The following is a 19,201-nucleotide window of genomic DNA, read 5'->3' as shown; positions in this document are numbered from 1 at the left end:
TTTCCCATTCAACATTCGATGCCTGTCGAGAGCCTCAAGGTCGAGCGATTGGACGTTCGATGTTCGATGTTCATTTTTTTGTAACCGCAGTCCTTCCGGCGCAAAAAATAACTTAGCGCTTATGCCCTACCGGTCATCAAAGACTATCTTCCCTCTCACCATGGTCAGGACTGCCTTCCCCTTGAGTTCCCATCCGTTAAACGGCGTGTTGCGACTTTTCGAGCAAAAGGTGTTGGCATCTACCGTAAATTTTTTTTCAAGATCAATGATCGTAAGGTCCGCAGGGTTGCCCCGCTTCAAGCCGACGTAATCCAGCTCCAGGATCCGCGCAGGGTTGGTTGACATCTTGGCAATAAGATCCTTCAGGCTCAAAAGCCCCATCTCCACAAGCTTCAGGCTCAAAGGCAGGGATGTTTCCATCCCGATCAGACCGTTGGCTGCGGCATCAAACTCCAGATCCTTTTCCACGCTGCTGTGGGGGGCATGGTCGCTGGCGATGACGTCGATCGTGCCGTCACGAAGCCCTTGCCAGACCGCATCTCTGTCCCTGTCTGTTCGCAGTGGTGGATATACCTTGGCATTGGTGTCGTAGTTCATAACGGCCTCTTCAGTTAACGAGAAATAATGCGGCGCAGTCTCCGCTGTTAACTGCAATCCCCGTGCCTTGGCATCACGGATAAGACGCACCGAACCTTCGGCGCTAACGTGAGCAATATGAAGTGGCGCATCTGTGAGTTCGCACAGGGCAATGTCTCTGGCTACCATCACTGTTTCTGCCGCGTTTGGTATGCCTGCAAGCCCCAGGCGAGTGGCTGTGGCTCCCTCATTCATAGCCCCGTTTGCCGTGAGATTTCGGTCCTCGCAGTGGGATATCACCAACAGACCAAACCCCTTGGCATACTCAAGGGCACGACGCATCAACTGCGCGTTCATTACGGGATTGCCGTCATCTGAAACCGCCACAACACCTGCGGACTTCATCTCGCCATACTCAGCCAGACTTTCCCCGCGCAGCCCTTGGCTTATGGCGCCCACGGGATAGACACGAACACCTACCGCCATATTTGCCTTTCTCAAGATATAGTCTGTCACTGACTGATTGTCGTTGACAGGCTCTGTGTTTGGCATACAGCAAATGGCTGTGAAACCTCCATGGGCTGCAGCCAAACACCCTGATTCAACGGTTTCCTTGTACTCGTGACCGGGCTCCCGGAGATGCGTGTGGATGTCGATGAGGCCTGGAGTGACGAGTTTGCCAGAGGCGTCGATGATTTTGGATTTTGGATTTTGGATTTTGGATTTCTCATTTCCTATTTCAGCTATTTTTCCGTTTTCGATGAGAATATCCATAACGCCGTCAATGCCTGTTTCCGGGTCGAGAACACGGCCTCCCTTGATGAGTGTCTGCTTCATCGTGGCCCTCCGAGAAGAAGATAAAGGAGCGCCATTCGTATAGCCACACCATTGGCTACCTGATCTAAGATCACCGAGTAAGGACCATCGGCAACCTCCGGCGCAATCTCAACGCCCCTGTTTATGGGACCTGGATGCATTATCAGCACATCATCCCTTGCTGCTGCAAGATTCTCTGTCGTCAATCCATAGTAGCTGGCATATTCCCTTTCAGAAGGGAACAGAAAGGGCTGTTGACGTTCCTTCTGAATACGTAACATTATTATTACATCGGCATTTTTGATCGCTTCTTCAACATAATATGTGACAGGGGCTCCCAGGACTTCTATCCCTTGCGGGATCATTGTTGGCGGACCCGCCAGAATCACGTGGGCCCCCATCTTAAGAAACCCCACTGTATTGGAGCGTGCAACACGGCTGTGAGCAATATCGCCAATAATGGCCACGCTGAGCCCGTGAAGGCGGCCCTTTTTTTCACGAACAGTCATCATGTCCAGTAGGGCCTGGGTTGGATGTGCATGCATGCCGTCCCCTGCATTGATCACAGAGCTCCGAACCAAGCGGGCCAGCATGTGTGGAGCCCCGGAAGCGCTGTGGCGAAGGATGATCGCGTCGGGGTTCATAGCTTCAAGATTCCTGACCGTGTCTGCCAGCGTTTCTCCCTTGACAATGCTGCTGGTAGATGCGGATATGCTGACAGTGTCAGCGCTGAGCCTTTTTGCTGCAATCTCAAAGGATGTTCGGGTCCTGGTACTCGATTCATGGAAGAAATGGACAATGGTTTTGCCGCGCAGGGTGGGCACCTTCTTGATGGGACGGGTGGATATCTCTTTAAGGGAATCTGCCGTGTCCAGTATGAGTTCAATCTCCTCCGTGGAAAGACTTTCTATGTCGAGTATGTCCTTTTTCTCAATTTTCATCAATTTTTCCCCAAAAAAAACCTCTTTACCCTAACAGGTAAAGAGGTTTTCGCCCTCTAAGGATTTCCTGGCGCACATAAACATATAAGACACTGACCTCCGTGGCAACAGACCGATGACCCTATAGCACCGTGATTTAGAACAAGTCAAGCAAAAATCATGCGCATGGTTTTTGCCCAATCCTGACGCGTCATGGGCGTGGACCCCAGGAGACTCAGTGGATGAGATCTCCCAACCGTTTCCATCTGACACCTGAATTCTTACTGTTCCATGACCAGTAGATGATAAATGCCTTACCCTTGATCTGCGAGATGTCGACGAACTTCCAGAATCGGCTGTCGTAGCTGTGGTCGCGGTTGTCACCCATGACAAAGATGGAGTGAGCGGGAACCGTGACTGGGCCGAAGTTATCGCGGGGTCTGGCATTGCCTGGAATAATGTGCGGATCCAGATGTGTGCCGTAAGGGTCATCCATGGGTTTATGATTAAGATACACCTTCTTGTTTCGAATTTCCACAACATCACCGGATGTGCCTATGACCCGCTTTATGAAGTCCTTCTTAGGATCTTCAGGGAATTTGAATACCACAATATCACCGCGCTTAGGGTCTGTGATTGAGATAAGTGTCCTGTTTAGAAAGGGTATCTTCACACCGTATATGAATTTATTTACGAGGATATGATCTCCCACCAGAAGCGCTGGCTTCATGGACCCAGAGGGAATCTTAAAGGCCTGTATAACAAAGGTCCTGATAAACAGGGCAAGGACTACGGCAAGAAGTATAGCTTCAGCGTATTCCCGAATGATGCTCTTCTTGGGTTCAATAGGACGGTCAGTTAATTTGTCTTCTTTTTTCAATGTTACGGATTTCCTTTCCTTACAGTGATGGACGATGCCGGATGCCAGATGCCAGATACCGGATGTTGGATCATAAATGAAGACGTCCGCGATCAAGTATCCATCATTTTAGGCGCTTTAACCTTCAGGTATTTTAGGCATTCACGACTCTGCGAAGCACCCGGCCCTTTTCAAGGGGGCAGATCAAGGCCACGTCCTCTCGGTGTGGATTCTATACTACCCTGAGGGGAGCAATTCCTGCGGTTCTCCTAGCGTGAATTTTCCGCTCTGTATCCATTTTTTCAGAGTCTCTGCAATCTCCCTCGCTCGTACCACGCTCGAGAGCGGAACGGTTGGAACATCTTGGCCATGCACGCGTATTGTTCCGCCCTTAAGCTCAGCGTAACTTACGGTGCCGTAACTCTTGGACACGCCGTGTGGATAGTCCCGTCCATAGTCAACAATCTGGGTAAAGATCTCATCATCTGAAACCGCAGTGAATTTCACAATCTCCTCGTTCAGGATCGGGATGGGCACTCCCAGGCCAACAGCCATTGAGCAGCCGTACCCTTGAATGCTCACCCCCACCAACCACTTGTGACTCATCTTTTTCAGGTCTCCCATGACCCATAGGGTGCCTGCAGGGGCTAGCGGTACGCCCTTTTTTGTTCGCTTCACTTTTGGTTTGTGTTGGGTCCCGTGCCAGACCACAAACCCCTGGCCTCCGCCAAGAAAGATCCTTGTCCCCACTCCAATCGTCATGTAGTACGGATCGTTCATCAGGGGGCTCAGTTGTCCTGCGGAGCAATAGTTGGCATTGCCTGCATTCGGTCTCAAGGTGCCCATGTATGTGTAAATCGTCTTTTCAGCAAAATTTATCGCACAGTTATAGTTTTGATACCCGTTCCTTGGGTTGCAAAGGGTGGCCTGAGGGAGTTTTTTAAGGGTAATATCCTTTTCGATTTCTCGATTCGGATAACAATCAGTTCCATAGGCCTTGGCTTCGATATGGACGGTCTTGCCGGCCAGAAGATCCTGAATCACGTGTCCGCCCCCATACTTGAATTCCCCGGGGTGAACCTTGTTCAGGGGGTCATCTTCGCACGGTTCCGTAGCTCCAAGGTAACAATCCACGGCTGCCACACCGCCATATGCAGGCACATTGTTGAACCAGACCTTGGATACTTTGATTCCGGGCACTGAATGTCCAAGATTGATAAAGGCTCCCGAGGAACACATGGGCGAAAAGGTCCCGGTCGTGACGATATCCACTTGGCGAGCTGCCTCAACAGGACCGTTTTCTTTTACTATGTCAATTATTTCTTCGGCTGTAACCACAACAACCTTGCCATCCCTGATCCTTTGATTGATTTCCTGGAAGGTCTTTTGTACCTTATGGCACTTCACTGCCTCGCCTCCTTGTTTGACGTAGGTATCTGTTCTTTTGCGCTCTTGAGTTTGTCTGTAATATTGTGTCTGATCCAGTTTTTATCCCACCACTCTATTGGATTCACAAAGGTAGGGTGAATCAACATGCCAAAATGGAGGTGGTCCCCTCCGGCCAAGCCGGTGCTTCCGGTGGCGCCAATTACGTCACCCTTGGAAACTGACTTGTTTCTGGCGACTTGGATGCGGCTCAGATGGCTGTACATGCTAAAGAGGTTGAAACCATGATCTATGATGACAGTTTTTCCATAGATACCAAGGTCTTGGGCAAATGCAACCCTTCCGCTATTAGCGGCAGGGACTGCCGAGTAGCCAGTGGATGCAAGGTCTATTCCGAGATGGACTTGATTATCTATGACCCGACCCTCATATAGATATGAACGATGGTCGGCAAACCCGGCCCTTCGGGCCGAGGCTGGGAGCCTCAAGAACGGACCAGTCCAGTGCCGTTTGACATCACTGTCTTTGCACGCATCCTGGATAGTCTTCAAGTTGGCTATGCGAAGGTCCCTGTTCACTGCGAGGAACTTCTCAATGAGGGAGGCACGGCGGTCGTCTTGGCCCAAAGCTTCTTCGAATTCAGGCATTTTCCGCTTAAGAAAGGCATCGGATAGACGGATCGTGTCCTTCTTGAACGCCTTTGCATTGATGTGATATGCAAATCCTGTCCGCGAGGTATTGCCAGCGCGGTCCGTGGCGGTCACATGTAGCTGCGTATCAGGGCCTTTGTCGTAAGGGAGGGCAAAAAAGGCGACAAAGACACTCGAATCAGCAAAGCAGCCTTTTGAGCCGGGGAAAAACCGGTTTCCTACATTAACACCACTGGTGGCAATCGGCTCAGAGACCCGGTAGATAGCCAGGCCGGCGCCACCCTGATTAAGATTGTGGGTGCGGCTGATCAACTCGATATTCGGTGGCCTGGTGTCTATGAAGAGCTTGTATTCTGCATAAGATCGATTCCCTGACCCCCACCCTCGATAGGAATAGTCCCAGACGGCTGTCCTGAGGACTGCCTCTCCATCCTTAAACCCGAGTTGACGCGCCTTGATTTCAAGGGAAACCGGCTGTTTTCGAATGGCGCCCCCCATCAACAATCCCTTCGACGGGAGTGTTTGTTCCAAGAGCACGACTTCCTTTTTTTGTTGAAGGAGCGCGATCCATATCCTCTTGACGCCGCTCTTCTGATCAGAGGCGACCCCATTGAGTGTGTTCGACGTGCCGATGGATTCGATCGGTCTTTCCAACCTAAATACTGGCGACTCTCCTTCCAGCCCTCTGATTCCCCACCATATCACAAGACCTGCAAGGACGCATAGAACGACAGCGATGAAGAGGTAACCGACTCTTGACTTGGTTTCATTGTTCGTCATGTCACTAGGTCGCTCCACAGAATTCGCAACGGACCATAGCAAGTTGTCAGTGAAGAATCAAGGTTGATTCATTTTCTTATCCGTTGCTTTGTGATTCTTGACATTTTTTAAAGATTACGATAAAAAATATATATTGTTATTTGAGTCTTAGGGCTTAACTTCTTTCGGCTTGCTGTTATTGGCACGGATATCGCATGCAACATGTTGTTAATGTAGGAGGAATTGCCATCGGGGAAGGAAATCATCCGGTTTTGATCGCCGGGCCGTGCGTGATCGAGAGTCGTGAATCGACCATGAAGGTCGCAACCTTTCTTAGAGACCTTACGGATGAACTCCAGATTCCGTTCATTTTCAAAACCTCCTATGACAAGGCCAACCGAACCTCGCTCAAGTCCTACCGTGGGCCGGGTCTTTCCAAAGGACTGGATATCATTTCTTCTATTAAGGCCAAACTAGGTATCCGAGTGCTTTCTGATGTGCATCGATTTTCCGAGATTGCCCCTGCAGCACAAGTGCTCGATGTCCTCCAGATACCTGCTTTTCTGTGCCGTCAAACGGATTTTCTTCTGGCAGTTTCTGAAGCTGGAAAGCCTGTCAACATAAAAAAGGGGCAGTTCTTGGCCCCGTGGGATATAGAGTACGTTGTGGAAAAAGTCGTTTCCACGGGAAATGATCAGGTTGTTTTGACAGAGCGCGGGGCCAGTTTCGGTTATAACAACCTGGTTGTTGACTTCCGGAGTCTGGCCATATTGCGCGGTTTAGGATGGCCTGTGGTATTCGATGCCACACACAGCGTTCAGCTTCCGGGAGGCGCCGGGAGTTGCTCCGGGGGACAAAGGGGGTTTGTGCCCATGTTGGCCAGGGCTGCTACTGCTGCCGGTGTAGACGGCATCTTCATTGAGGTCCATAACGATCCGGATCAAGCGCTTTGTGACGGTCCCAACTCCCTCCCGCTGGCGGAGGTCAGGCCACTTTTGGAACAACTGACGGCCATAAAGAGCGCCATATCTTCTGAGGTTTCGTAACATTCGCATGAAAGATATCGCCTTCCAGAAAAAACCTTTACGCCCCAGGTTATTGAGAACTTACGAAAGAGGCTGCCTACAGTAAATGTCAAAGATAAGAATAGTCCTGTTTTGTGTTATTTGTGTTATGCTCTTCGGGCTTGGAATTGGCATGTTCAGGTTCCACCATCTCAAGAAAGAGCCGGAGGCAGCGCTTTCGCTACTGCCTGAAGACAGTGATATCGGTTTGAATCGCGTTCATCACACTGCAACTCGATACGGGGTTAGGGAATGGGTGCTTGACGCTGAGTCGGCACGATATCAAAAGCAGGAGAACAAGACGATCCTCAAAAGGGTTTCTGTCACGTTTTTTCTCAAGGACGGCAAAACCGTGCATCTTACGGGCAGCGAGGGTGTGTTATTGACGGATACCAAAGATATGGAGATCTCTGGAGATGTGGTCGTCAGAAGTAGTTCCAATGAACTGAAAACCGAAAGACTCTATTATGACCACAAAAGCCGGTCCATTTCTACAGACACGCCGGTTGTTGTCAGCGGAGAGGGCATCTACCTTACGGGCGCGAGCATGGCCTTTTCTTTTGATACCGAACAGGCCATGGTTTCGGGGGGCGTAAAGACCGTGGTTGAAAGCTATGGTTTGTAGGTGTCATTTGCTTTGTTAGTGCCGAACCTGGACAGGCGGGAATTAAAAAAGGATTTCCTTCACATGAGATGGCCACTGTTCATTGTGTTTCTGTTTTTCGCCGGTGGAGCCATGAGCGCTGTTGCATCTGAGGCCGAGGTGTCAGATTCCGAAGACCAAAAAAATACCGGACCACCCATCCACATTACCTCTGATAGGGTAGAATCAGATCAAAAGATGAGGTGCGTGGAGTTCATAGGAGGTGTCAAAGCCACCCAGGAGGATGTAGTCGTTACTGCCGATTGTATCAAGATATTTTACAAACCGGGCGGAGATACTGCGGGCAAGTCCACAGCAGTTGAAAGGATGATTGCCCGGGGTAATGTCAAGATTGTGTTTGATAACGAGACCAAGACAGCTGTAGCCGAGAAAGCCGACTACACGGCGGATACTAAGGTGTTGGTATTAAGCGGGGGAGACCCGACAGTGTGGTCCGGCAAGAACATAATCAAAGGAGAGAAGATCACCCTTTTTCAGGCTGAAGATCGAACTCTCGTGGAGGGTAGTGAGAAGGAACAGGTGGAGGCCACCTTTTATACCGAAGGTGAAGGAGGTTTGATACAATAGAACCAGGATTGAGTAAATGGCGACTTTAGTGGCAAAGGACCTGGTCAAGACCTATAAGGGCAGGCGCGTTGTCGACAGGGTTAGCGTGGAGGTCGAAAGCGGGAGCATTGTCGGATTACTTGGTCCGAACGGGGCAGGAAAAACGACGTCATTTTATATGATCGTCGGGCTTATACGACCCGACAGCGGGAACATTTCCCTTGACGGAGAGGATATCACTTCATATCCAATGTACTTAAGGGCTCGCAAAGGGGTCGGGTATCTTCCGCAGGAGGCCTCCATATTTCGAAAGCTGACTGTGGAGGAAAACATCTTGGCCATTTTGGAGACCCGTCCCCTTTCGAGAGCGCAACGGCGCGCCCGTCTCGGAGATCTGTTGGATGAATTGAACATCAGCCACTTGGCGCGGCAGAAGGGTTATGCCCTCTCAGGAGGGGAGCGCCGCCGCGTAGAAATCACGCGTGCTCTTGTGAGTGAACCCTCGTTTATTTTGCTTGATGAGCCGTTTGCTGGGATTGACCCGATAGCGGTACATGATATACAAAGGATAATAGAACAGCTCAAGGAGCGAGGGATCGGGGTGTTGATATCAGACCACAACGTCCGGGAGACATTGGGTGTTTGTGACTGGGCGTTGATTTTGAATGAAGGTTTGTTGATCGAATCAGGACCCCCTGAAACCATAGCTTCCAGCAATGTGGCCAGGGAAATCTATTTGGGCGAACGTTTCCAACTATGATGAACTCACAAAAAGCCGTCAACTGGACGGCACAGCAAAAAGCTCCATATGCAAGGCGCGCGCCTTTTCCTAAGCCGTCAGGCGCAATCTTGAGGAGCGAGGTCCGCCTGGGCGGATCGCAGTGATTTACCCTGTTAAATAGGCTCCGCCGTCTCGCATAGCGAGAATTTAACAGGGCGGGGATGAAGCGCAACACGGCAGACGGACTTTTTGCGAAGCAGTCAACTATGATGAAGTCGTAAAAAGTCGTCACTCCGGTGAAAACCGGAGTCCAGAGCCTTTGTAACTAGCTGAATAAACAGGATTCCGGCTTTCGCCGAAATGACAGAAAGAGGTGTTTCTCGACTTTTTACGAGACCGTCAACTATGAACGCGGAGAACTGGATCTAGCATGGCACTGGAACTTAGACAACAGTTGCGTCTGACTCAACAACTGGTAATGACGCCGCAGCTTCAGCAGGCGATCAAGCTGCTGCAGCTTTCAAGGTTGGAGCTGCTGGATGTAATCAATGATGAAATGGTGGAAAATCCAGTGCTTGAGGAAGATTCGGAAGAGCAGACTGCCAGTGATAGCGCGGTGAGCGAACCTGTAGCTGCGCCGCCTGCGGAATCAGATACACTGAAACCAGTTACTGTCGAAGAAACGGCTCGAGAGGATATTGATTGGTCAAACTATTTGGACGAATACAATACTTCAGGACCAGTTTATTACGAACCAGAAGAGCGTGAAACGCCAGAATATGAGAACTTTTTTGCTCGGCAAGAGTCTTTGGTTGATCACCTCATGTGGCAACTACTTCTCTCCCTCCCGAACAAGACCGAGGAAAGGATTGGCAATGCCATTATCGGCAACCTAAATCGTGATGGGTATCTTCAAGCGACGGTAGACGAGATTGCCGCTTTGGCAGGGGCTGATACGTCGCAGGTGGAAAAGCTCCTGAAAAAGATGCAGTCGTTTGACCCCCTTGGCGTCTGTGCAAGGGATTTGAAAGAGTGTCTGCTGATTCAGGCCGATTACTTGGGTCTTCAAGACTCTCTTGTCGTCCATATTATTCAGAACCACTTCAAACACTTGGAAAACAAGAACTACAAGGCAATTAGCCAGGCTTCAGGCGTGTCCTATGAAGATGTTCTTGCCGCTGTTGAGATCATTACCAGAATGGAACCAAAGCCTGGACGCAAGTTCAGTGATGAAGAACCTCAGTACATCAGCCCTGACATTTTTGTTTACAAGATGGCTAATGAATTCGTTATAGTTCTGAACGAAGATGGCATGCCCAAGCTGCACGTTAGTTCCTTTTACAGGGAGGCCTTGAGCAAAGGAGAAGGAGTCTCAAGCCACACGAGGGACTATATACAGAATAAGCTGCGGTCCGCTGTGTGGTTGATTCGCAGCATTCACCAGCGCCAGAGGACGATCTACCGAGTTGTTGAAAGCATTGTCAATTATCAAGGCGATTTCTTGGAAAAAGGGATTAGCCATTTGAAACCAATGGTGTTGCGGGATGTAGCCGAGGACATTGGGATGCACGAGTCGACTGTGAGCCGCGTTACGACCAACAAATACGTCCACACCCCGCAGGGGACCTTTGAGCTGAAATTTTTCTTCAATAGTTCTATCAACCGACTTGACGGAGACGTCATTGCCTCGGCCAGCGTTAAGGAGAGAATACGTCAGATCGTTCAGTCCGAAGATCCCGCCAAGCCTTACAGTGACAGGAAGATGGTTGAGATCTTGAAATCTTCGAACATTAATGTGGCCCGCAGAACGGTAGCCAAGTACAGGGAAATGTTGAGGGTGCTACCATCCAACAAACGCAAGAGGATACAAGGAGGTCAATCAGCATGCAGAAGTCAGTAACCTTCATTAATCTCGCTTCATCAGAAACTCTGAAAGCCTACGCGTCTGACAAGCTTGATCGGTTCGACAAGTACCTGCAAAACCCAGCCAAGGCAAACGTTGTTTTGACTGTGAATAAATTTCGGCACATAGCTGAAATAAACATCAGCGCAGATGGATTCACTATCAACGCACACGAAGAGACCTCTGATATGTATTCGGCTATAGATATGGCTCTAGACAAGATCGATAAGCAGATCAAGAAGAACAAAACAAAATTCAAAAAACGTCGATCAACGGCCGCCAAGTCCAAGGCCCTGCTCTATGATAGCGCGGATACGGCGCCCTCAATAGATGTGGATCAGGATCTGCCTGAACTCACGAGAATCGAGAGTATCGAGTATAAACCCATGGATAGGGATGAGGCGGTTTTGCAAATGCGGTTGATCAAGGACAGCTTTTTGGTTTTTACCAATGCTCAGACCGAGCAGGTCAATGTTCTATATCGCCTCAAAGACGGTAATTTCGGTTTGATTCAGCCCAGTTCGTAAGACACTTCATGAGAATCCTGGACTCACTCAAAGAAGGGGCCATTGTTGCCGAACTGAATGCTACTGACAAGAAGGGGGTGTTGAGCGAACTTACCGCTTCCCTTGCAGATGCCTCCGGTCTGAAACAGGAGGAATTGCTTCGTGTTCTTTTGGAGCGGGAGCGCCTCGGCAGCACCGGCATTGGGGGCGGCATCGCTATCCCTCATGGCAAGTTGAAACCTTTGCAGTCCATGTTGATGGGATTCGGGCGGAGTCGCAAGGGTGTGGACTTTGATGCCATGGACGGAAAACCTACCCACCTCTTCTTTCTGTTGCTGGCCCCAGAGGATTCCACCGGTGGTCATCTCAAGATGCTTGCCAGGATATCCCGCTTGCTCAAGAACATGGTGTTCAAAGAACGGCTCATGAACGCTGCCGACTGGCGGGAGCTTTACATGGTGATTGAAAAGGAAGACCAGGAGTTTTGATTTTGCCGGTCATTTGAAAAAGAAACTGAACTCTATACACTTGACACACCGCGATATTGAGTTAAGTTAGCAATTTAATGCCCAGGCACCAGGCTTGAGGGATCAGATTTATGATAGGCATTGTCGTAGTAACCCACAGCGGTTTGGGAGAGGCTCTCATCGAAGCGGCCAACTGCGTTTTGGAAGGCCCCCTAGAGGCTGCCACGGCTGTTTCCGTGGACCTGAAGTACAGCGCTGAGGAACTGAGGAAGAAGATTGGCGCAGGGATCAAGGCTGTTGATCAAGGAGACGGTGTGATCATCCTCACCGACATGTTCGGCGGAACGCCGTCCAACCTGAGCCTTTCATTTCTAGAGGAGGGCAGGATTGACGTTTTGACCGGTGTGAATCTGCCAGTGTTGATCCGCGCGGCAAAAAAGCGTGAGAACAGCAATCTGGGCGACTTGGCAGAGAGTATGCAGGCATATGGCAAGAAGAGTATTTCACTTGCCAGTGGGGTGTTGAAAGGAAATAAAAGGAGCTGAGATTTAGGATTGATGAACTCGTAAAAAGCCGTCAAGGAGGATCTATGAGTGTTCGGGTTGGTATTAACGGGTTTGGGCGTATAGGGAGGCTTGCTTTCAGAGCTGCCATGGAAAACGATTCTGTTGAGGTCGTTGCCATAAACGACCTTACAGATGCGTCAACTATGGCACATTTGCTCAGGTACGATTCGGTACATGGTTCGTTGATTTCTGAAATCGTTGCTAAAAATGATGCCATTGTAGTCGATGGTCGGCCAGTTGCCTACACTGCGATCAAAGATCCAACTGATCTCCGGTGGGGGGACTTTGGCGCGGACATTGTCATGGAGTGTACTGGATTTTTTCGGACCCAGGAAAGTGCGGGAAAGCACCTGGGATCAGGAGCTCGCAAGGTGATCATTTCAGCGCCAGCCACTGACCCTGACATAACAATTGTGATAGGTGTTAATGACGCCTTGTACAATCCCAAGGAGCACCACATCATATCAAACGCCTCGTGTACTACAAATTGTCTCGCGCCTGTGGCAAAAGTGCTTTTTGAGAGCTTTGGAATAAAAAGCGGACTTATGACCACGATCCATTCCTACACAGGGGATCAGCGGCTTCTTGATTTTCCCCACAAGGACCTCAGACGGGCCAGAGCGGCAGCTCTTTCCATGATACCCACGACAACAGGGGCTGCAAAGGCTGTTGCACTGGTTTTGCCCGAGCTCAAGGGAAAATTGAATGGCCTGTCAATACGGGTTCCCACACCCAATGTGTCTCTTGTGGACCTGGTGGTCAGGATTGACAAAAGCGGATTGACGCCTGCTGATGTTAACAGCGTCTTTAAGGCTGCTGCCGAAGGTCCGTTAAAGGGGATTTTGGCGTTTAGCGATCTGCCCTTGGTCTCATCCGATTTCAACGGTTCAACTTACTCTTCCATCGTGGATGCTCCCACGACATATGTAATTGACGATCTGGTCAAGGTCCTTTCTTGGTACGACAATGAGCGAGGATATGCTACCCGCATGGTAGACCTGGCGGTCATGATTGGAAAAGATCTGTGATCCTGATGGTGGTGAAATAACAGTTGCATTTGCCGGTAACTGCCGAGTTTATCTTGGGATCGTGATGCCAGATACCAGATGCGGGATGCCGGATAAAAGCAGTCCTCTGATCAACTGATTGCAACTAAATACCAGGGACTCCTAATTGAGGCTTTTGCCTCAATAATGGCCATATTAGGGAGGCTGAACTTATGGCAAGACGCAAACCCTTGATTTCTGGAAACTGGAAAATGTTCAAGACCGGGCCGGAGGCTGCAGAGCTTGCAGGCCGGTTGAAGTCGTTGGTATCCGACATTAAAGACGTCGATGTCATGGTGGCGCCTCCATTTACAGCCCTTGGGGTTGTAGCCGAGATTTTGCAGGGATCGGCAATATACCTGGGGGCTCAAGACCTGTTTTGGGAGACCGAAGGCGCCTATACCGGCCAGGTATCAGCGCCCATGTTAAGGGCAGCGGGATGCACCCACGTGATTATCGGCCATTCCGAACGGCGTCAATATTTTGGCGAAACCAACGTTACAGTGAACCGAAAGGTCAAGGCAGCCCTTGAAGGTGGTCTGATTCCCGTTATGTGTGTCGGGGAATCTGAGGTTGAAAGAGAGGCTGGCCAAACATTTTCCGTTGTCCAAGAGCAGTTGAAAGAGGGTCTTAAGGCTATTGCCTCCGATGGATTGCAGCAGCTCATTATTGCCTATGAGCCCGTCTGGGCTATTGGGACAGGAAAGACAGCCACGAGTGAACAGGCGCAGGATGTCCACAAGTTTATACGAGATTGGGTGGAAAAGGCCTGTGGAAATTCAATTGCAAACGCGCTTCGCATATTGTATGGTGGAAGTGTAAAACCCGCAAACATTGCAGCGCTAATGGCCATGGGCGACATTGACGGAGCATTGGTCGGGGGCGCCAGTCTGGATGCCGAATCCTTTGCCGGCATTGTGCGTCCGTGTTCAGAGGCTGGAAAAGGTGGAGTTTAGAATCGGAGTATCTGTGTTATGTCAACTTTCATCATATTGATGCACGTGGTAGTCTGTATTGCCCTGATATTTATTGTGCTGTTGCAGACAGGCAAGGGGGCGGACATGGGAGCCGCATTTGGTGGAGGAAGCAGTCAGACGCTTTTTGGAAGTGGCGGCGCCTCCTCTTTTCTGAGCAAAATGACCACTGGCGCTGCCATTGTGTTTATGTTGACGTCTTTGAGTCTGGCATATTTTTCGAGCCGACGACCCACCAGTTCGATCATGCCGGCTGTGGCGCCGCCGCCAGTGACCCAGGAAACTGAGCAAACGCCTGCCGAGGGTCAGACTCCAGCGCCGGTTCAATCCGAGAGTGCGCAGCCGGAGGCAAGTGAGCCGACTCCTGAGGCTGCTGTGACTGAGCCTGCTCCCGAGGCTGCCGTTGCGGAGCCGACCCCTGAGCCTAACGAAAAAGGATGAGTGTTTTGTGCCGAAGTGGTGGAATTTGGTAGACACGCTGTCTTGAGGGGGCAGTGGGTTACGCCCGTGCCGGTTCAAATCCGGCCTTCGGCACCATCAAAAACGCAAGTAATAATAAAGGGTTAGCCATTATAGGCTGGCCCTTTGTTTTTGCAAGCGTTATCAATTCGATGTTTGCCGAAGTTATCATTCCCAAAGCCCCCTCAAAACAGCGCCTCATTGATCTTACCCTTTACCCTTTTGCCGTTTGGGTAACGTTTTGGGTAACATTTGCCAACTGATCGTTGATCCATGCTTCGTATTGCGCCGTTGCCCGATGCAAGTCTTTCTCAGATGGCACCATGTAATAGGCGTCCATCCCTTTCAAGCTATGCCCGAGAATGGTGTCCCTGTAAACCTTGCTAACACCGGCCCTCGCCATGTTGGTTTTGACCGACGAGGGGGGTTCTCTCCGAGGCACGAATAACACTAACGCTTACTACTTCTTTTACGACGGGCTGAATGACTGGAATGATGGAGCCATTACACTTACTCAATGGGTAGATTACTTGGAGGTAATCAAGAACACTTATGGAAGAATAGGGAGATTGACTATTTTTGCTCATGGCCGTCCAGGCCGCCTACATATGTCAGACATGTTTACATTGACGACTGACAATCTTAAGAACGACAATACAGTGAGAAGCGAGTTATCTAGGTTGAGAGACATCCTTAACAATGAGCCCCATATCCTGCTATTTTCATGCCGGATTGCGAAAAACGGTCTGTTTGATAGTAATGGTACAGATTTTGTACAGGAACTAGCGAATCTGACAGGCGCAACAGTTCACGCCAACAAGGAGTACACAGGTAATTACGAAGATGCTTGGTTTGGGGCCGACACTGATTGGTCATTGGATGTAGTAGCTATTCCGAACAACTAAAACGTGAAAAGCGATGGAAGCTGCATCGCCTGCAAACGGGTGTTGTCCAAGTGGTCAGGCAGGTCGCCTAACATTGAATACCGGAAGAAGGGTTTCAAAATGGCGCAAAGTGATAAGCCAAATATTGCCGTTGTATGTGGTGGCCCATCGGCAGAAGCAGAGGTGTCCCGAGTGTCGGACGTGGTGTAGCCAATGCGCTTGGAGCCAGTTATTCCAATGTGGTCATTTGTGAACTCAACAATAAGATCGGAGCTGTCCAAAAGAAGCTGAAGTAGACGTGGTTTTCCCAGTGCTGCATGCCCCTCGGGTGGTACTTTCCAGGGTTTTCTGGAGATCACGGGAATTGCTTATGAGAGACTCATATTGACATTTATGAGCGTTCCCAGAGTGTGGGCTGTTGAAAGGGTTTTGGCTCTGGCTCTGCATCGTGCCAGCCCACCAGCGACGGCGAGGCAGGGTCGTGCTTCTTGTAGTTAATTTTGGCGCGTTCGAAGCTGGTTGTGGCGTAGCAGTACCGGCAGCCAAATAAGCAGGTATCATACATGCCAATGTCTTTGCTGATCACACAACCGCAGGCTTTTCGTTGAGACGGGTCTTTCTTGTTGGTTACATTGATTCCAAAAACGTTCGAGATGTACTCGTCATCAATGCATCTGCCGGGTTGAATGCCGAAAGGTTGCAGATCAATTTTTTCGGCACAACTGACGATCTCCATCGCATTCTCATTGGCGGCACGAAGAAAGGTTTTCATGAGATCGCCAAATGCTTCGCCCTCGCAAGCCAGCAATTCAAAGCCTTCCTCTGCCAACTTACGCAAGCGTTTCTGGGCCTTCCGATAAACGTCCAAGGTGCTGATGACGCAACGACGCGTGTGCCCTTGCAGTGCCCGGGCAATGCGTTGGTATGTTTCTTTATGGAAATCTGCTGGCGTAGCCGTGCTGAGCACGACAGGATCATACCTCCAGATTACCTTTTCCGGGCCAATACGATCAGCCAGTTCTTGAAAAGTATTCAAGGAAACTCTTAGGGGAGGGCACTTGGGATCTAATGCACGCGGGTTGTCCATCAGCGTGTACAGAAAGTAATATCGGTAGCCACTTTCATTCAGGTTTGTCAGAAAGGGGAACAGCGGACGCGGATTCCGTGTCCAGAAAACGATGACGTCCACATCTTCTGGCTTCAGCGAAACGTGTGAGACCTGAGTGGGATTAAAGGGGTTGGGAACTGTACAGTAACCGGCTCGGATGCGGTTCATAAACCATTCCGCGTAAAAAGCCGGGATGTCTGTGCGGCGGCTGGCACTGATGATCATTGGTATGGTCTCTTACTAACAAGGCGCCCTTATTGGGCTGCGCTGCAAGCCGAATCACACGCAGAATTATTCCTTCAGGCCGCCCTCGCCGTTTGCAGAAACATACCAGTTTCCGATCTGGAAAGGTCAACGACAATTCCGCGGGACATCAGAATCGGACTCCCGTTTCCGAAAAAGACTATGCTCTTGGTGGCATCTTTCAGCCCTCAAACCCTATGCCAGTTTTCAGTCTTCAATCCTGAAAACGACTCGTAGTCTTCAACATTGCGCGTTACCAGAACTAGGCCGTTTACTTTGGCAATCGCAGCAATCTGACCATCCACGAACGGGGGTGTCTTTCCTTTTGACGACAACCTCACACGTTCTCTGGCATGCCACTCGGCAGCGCGATCATCATAGGAAAGAATCAACATGTTCTGTCGCACCACGTCGTTGAGGAATGATTCAATAATCTTGCGTTTGCGAGATCTGGGAAGACGCCGGCAACCGTATTGAAGCTCATGCCAAACAGGTGCTGCCGTCACAATTTCATGTTCGTGTTTCTCAAGCTTGTGAAGGACAGACTCGTGGGGTGTCGTCTTTACACACTCTGACACGACATTCGTGTCCAGCAAGTATTTCATACCTCAAATTGAACCTCTCTGCCCGCGGACGAATCTCGAAGACCTTTAAAATCGGACTCGGTAATTTGCACCGATCTATCCTGCATGACTTGCCTGAATGTCACTAGGGCATTCCAAAACCCTCCGCTTTTCTGATCCATCAGTTCGTATTCATGAACAGACAACAGCACCGCAACCGGTTCTCCTCGCCTGGTAAGTTTGACGGAGGGTCCTTTTTCCACTTGATGGATGATGGACGGCAACTTGTTCTTGGCTTCAGCTATGGAAAAGTGCCTTTTCATACGGCTCACCTCCTTCGTATAGTTGCCATATTATAGCCATCTTTATAGCCATAATCAAGAAAAACCGGAATGCTTCCATTATAGTCTGTGTGTGTCCGTGCTTGCTGCGCCTGTCCCGTAGAGTCTATCGTACTGGGGTTAAATATTGAAGGTCTTTACCGGGGTGGGTCTATCGATGAGCCCGACATCATTCTGTGTCCATGTGCGCTCTGCCCGCCGTGCTTGCCCCGTTAAACCGGGAATTGTTTAATCGGGGTGGAATCCGAGGCTGTTCCAGCGGGGTATGAGATTAGTCTGTGCCTGCCCCGTTAAATGCGTAGCCTATTCAACTGGGGTCTGTCGCTGTGTGCTTGCGGCTACATAGAATCCTTCAGGGCTTTGCCGGGTTTGAACTTCACAGCATTGCGGGCCTTGATCTTTATCTTTGCGCCTGTTTGGGGATTCCTGCCTTCTCTTTCCTTGCGACGAACCTTGGAAAAGGTACCAAAACCCACCAATGTCACCTTGCCATCCTTCTTCTTCAGCGCTTTCTGTACCCTGATGTTGCAAAGGTTGAGGATGCCTCAGATTTAAGGCGTCCAAGGGTGAAGCCGTAGTCAGGTACTGCGAACCCTTGGCAACGCAGAAGATGCGGTATCATCGGCTTTCCCAAAGGGTAAACAACAGGGCGAATCTTTCATTGTCTGTGGATACGACTCTTGGCGGAAAAGCGACAGAGCCCGTTATCAGTGTCAAGTGTACAACAACATGATATGCTGTTTATATTCTCCGACTCGCCGTGTTGTTTATGCAGCGTTAGGGTTGACACTGTCAACAGATAAGTCCAGGACCTTGTTGGCGGCAGCCTTTGAGATCCCCGCATCCTTTGCCATCTGTTCAACCAGCTCTGCTTTTGTCATCGTCATTTCCTCCTGTAGTATGGGTGTATGGGGGTTAATGGAAGTCTTTGCGTTAATAGAACGAAATTTTTCGAAAGGTCAAGGGAAGATTCTTGGTTTTTGCACCAAAAGTGTGACCGCATCTGTCACGGTTCCATGGTAGAAAGGACAGGAATAAAACCATCGGGAGGGCTTTAGACTTTACTTTGAAGCGCTTTTGTGATAAGAAAAAAAGGTAAATATTCGGTAATCCCATCAGTCAGTGAGAGTTAAGAGCAAAGCAATTCTTTGAACTTTTTTCTTAGAGGGTAAAGCCAGAC

Annotated in this window: 22 protein-coding genes and 1 tRNA gene; 13 read left to right on the top strand and 10 right to left on the bottom strand. The window is 49.9% G+C overall.

The features are described from left to right. Positions 1–126: 126 nt before the first annotated feature. The 5 genes from JW883_02630 to JW883_02610 form a co-directional block, all read right to left on the bottom strand. Positions 127–1,413: a dihydroorotase gene (locus JW883_02630; GenBank protein ID MBN1841161.1), complete on the bottom strand. Its 1,287-nt coding sequence runs from the start codon at positions 1,411–1,413 to the stop codon at positions 127–129. Continuing rightward, complete coding sequence (locus JW883_02625) at positions 1,410–2,333, bottom strand: aspartate carbamoyltransferase catalytic subunit (protein ID MBN1841160.1); 924 nt, start codon at positions 2,331–2,333, stop codon at positions 1,410–1,412. The genes JW883_02630 and JW883_02625 overlap by 4 nt, the downstream gene beginning before the upstream one ends. Before the next feature lie 214 nt (positions 2,334–2,547). Beyond that, positions 2,548–3,159: a signal peptidase I gene (lepB, locus tag JW883_02620; protein MBN1841159.1), complete on the bottom strand. Its 612-nt coding sequence runs from the start codon at positions 3,157–3,159 to the stop codon at positions 2,548–2,550. Between the two features lie 249 nt (positions 3,160–3,408). Continuing rightward, entirely contained in the window at positions 3,409–4,578 is a 1,170-nt protein-coding gene (locus JW883_02615; protein ID MBN1841158.1) for a homocysteine biosynthesis protein, read from the bottom strand. Next, positions 4,575–5,987: a M23 family metallopeptidase gene (locus JW883_02610; protein ID MBN1841157.1), complete on the bottom strand. Its 1,413-nt coding sequence runs from the start codon at positions 5,985–5,987 to the stop codon at positions 4,575–4,577. Before JW883_02610 ends, JW883_02615 begins: the two co-directional genes overlap by 4 nt. Before the next feature lie 194 nt (positions 5,988–6,181). Here JW883_02610 and kdsA point away from each other — a divergent pair, with 194 nt between their 5' ends. The 13 genes from kdsA (at position 6,182) to JW883_02545 (ending at position 15,787) form a co-directional block, all read left to right on the top strand. Then, entirely contained in the window at positions 6,182–7,012 is an 831-nt protein-coding gene (kdsA, locus tag JW883_02605) for a 3-deoxy-8-phosphooctulonate synthase (GenBank protein ID MBN1841156.1), read from the top strand. Between the two features lie 85 nt (positions 7,013–7,097). Continuing rightward, positions 7,098–7,655 (top strand): LPS export ABC transporter periplasmic protein LptC, encoded by a 558-nt coding sequence (gene lptC / locus JW883_02600; GenBank protein ID MBN1841155.1) that lies wholly within the window; start codon positions 7,098–7,100, stop codon positions 7,653–7,655. Positions 7,656–7,718: 63 nt separating this feature from the next. After that, entirely contained in the window at positions 7,719–8,261 is a 543-nt protein-coding gene (locus JW883_02595; protein MBN1841154.1) for a hypothetical protein, read from the top strand. Positions 8,262–8,277: 16 nt separating this feature from the next. Beyond that, positions 8,278–9,000 carry an LPS export ABC transporter ATP-binding protein gene (lptB, locus tag JW883_02590; GenBank protein ID MBN1841153.1) on the top strand — a complete coding sequence of 241 codons (723 nt, stop codon included), beginning with the start codon at positions 8,278–8,280 and terminating at the stop codon, positions 8,998–9,000. Positions 9,001–9,391: 391 nt separating this feature from the next. Continuing rightward, positions 9,392–10,861, top strand: a complete 1,470-nt coding sequence (rpoN, locus tag JW883_02585) for an RNA polymerase factor sigma-54 (GenBank protein ID MBN1841152.1) — start codon at positions 9,392–9,394, stop codon at positions 10,859–10,861. Further along, positions 10,846–11,391, top strand: a complete 546-nt coding sequence (gene raiA / locus JW883_02580; protein MBN1841151.1) for a ribosome-associated translation inhibitor RaiA — start codon at positions 10,846–10,848, stop codon at positions 11,389–11,391. Before rpoN ends, raiA begins: the two co-directional genes overlap by 16 nt. An 8-nt stretch (positions 11,392–11,399) precedes the next feature. Then, entirely contained in the window at positions 11,400–11,858 is a 459-nt protein-coding gene (locus tag JW883_02575) for a PTS sugar transporter subunit IIA (protein MBN1841150.1), read from the top strand. Positions 11,859–11,968: 110 nt separating this feature from the next. Further along, positions 11,969–12,382 (top strand): PTS sugar transporter subunit IIA, encoded by a 414-nt coding sequence (locus JW883_02570; protein ID MBN1841149.1) that lies wholly within the window; start codon positions 11,969–11,971, stop codon positions 12,380–12,382. Between the two features lie 44 nt (positions 12,383–12,426). After that, positions 12,427–13,431 (top strand): type I glyceraldehyde-3-phosphate dehydrogenase, encoded by a 1,005-nt coding sequence (gene gap, locus JW883_02565; GenBank protein ID MBN1841148.1) that lies wholly within the window; start codon positions 12,427–12,429, stop codon positions 13,429–13,431. Between the two features lie 191 nt (positions 13,432–13,622). Then, a complete protein-coding gene (locus tag JW883_02560; protein ID MBN1841147.1) occupies positions 13,623–14,405 on the top strand; it encodes a triose-phosphate isomerase in 783 nt (260 codons plus the stop codon). A gap of 18 nt (positions 14,406–14,423) precedes the next feature. Further along, on the top strand, positions 14,424–14,864 hold the full coding sequence (gene secG / locus JW883_02555; GenBank protein ID MBN1841146.1) for a preprotein translocase subunit SecG: 441 nt from the start codon (positions 14,424–14,426) through the stop codon (positions 14,862–14,864). Positions 14,865–14,873: 9 nt separating this feature from the next. Beyond that, positions 14,874–14,960 (top strand) — tRNA-Leu (locus JW883_02550). A gap of 302 nt (positions 14,961–15,262) precedes the next feature. Continuing rightward, a complete protein-coding gene (locus tag JW883_02545) occupies positions 15,263–15,787 on the top strand; it encodes a DUF4347 domain-containing protein (GenBank protein MBN1841145.1) in 525 nt (174 codons plus the stop codon). A gap of 370 nt (positions 15,788–16,157) precedes the next feature. Here JW883_02545 and JW883_02540 read toward each other — a convergent pair whose 3' ends face one another. The 5 genes from JW883_02540 to JW883_02520 form a co-directional block, all read right to left on the bottom strand. Then, positions 16,158–17,099, bottom strand: coding sequence for a DUF1848 domain-containing protein (locus JW883_02540; protein ID MBN1841144.1), 942 nt, complete (start codon positions 17,097–17,099; stop codon positions 16,158–16,160). Between the two features lie 206 nt (positions 17,100–17,305). Continuing rightward, entirely contained in the window at positions 17,306–17,722 is a 417-nt protein-coding gene (locus JW883_02535) for a type II toxin-antitoxin system VapC family toxin (protein ID MBN1841143.1), read from the bottom strand. Then, positions 17,719–18,003 carry a type II toxin-antitoxin system Phd/YefM family antitoxin gene (locus tag JW883_02530; protein MBN1841142.1) on the bottom strand — a complete coding sequence of 95 codons (285 nt, stop codon included), beginning with the start codon at positions 18,001–18,003 and terminating at the stop codon, positions 17,719–17,721. Before JW883_02530 ends, JW883_02535 begins: the two co-directional genes overlap by 4 nt. Positions 18,004–18,359: 356 nt before the next feature. Then, positions 18,360–18,563 (bottom strand): HU family DNA-binding protein, encoded by a 204-nt coding sequence (locus JW883_02525; protein ID MBN1841141.1) that lies wholly within the window; start codon positions 18,561–18,563, stop codon positions 18,360–18,362. Between the two features lie 225 nt (positions 18,564–18,788). After that, positions 18,789–18,902 carry an HU family DNA-binding protein gene (locus JW883_02520; GenBank protein ID MBN1841140.1) on the bottom strand — a complete coding sequence of 38 codons (114 nt, stop codon included), beginning with the start codon at positions 18,900–18,902 and terminating at the stop codon, positions 18,789–18,791. Between the last annotated feature and the right edge of the window lie 299 nt (positions 18,903–19,201).

It is taken from the genome of Deltaproteobacteria bacterium, assembly GCA_016930875.1.
Classification (GTDB): Bacteria; Desulfobacterota; Desulfobacteria; order Desulfobacterales.
This window is presented reverse-complemented; position numbering and strand designations above follow the sequence as displayed.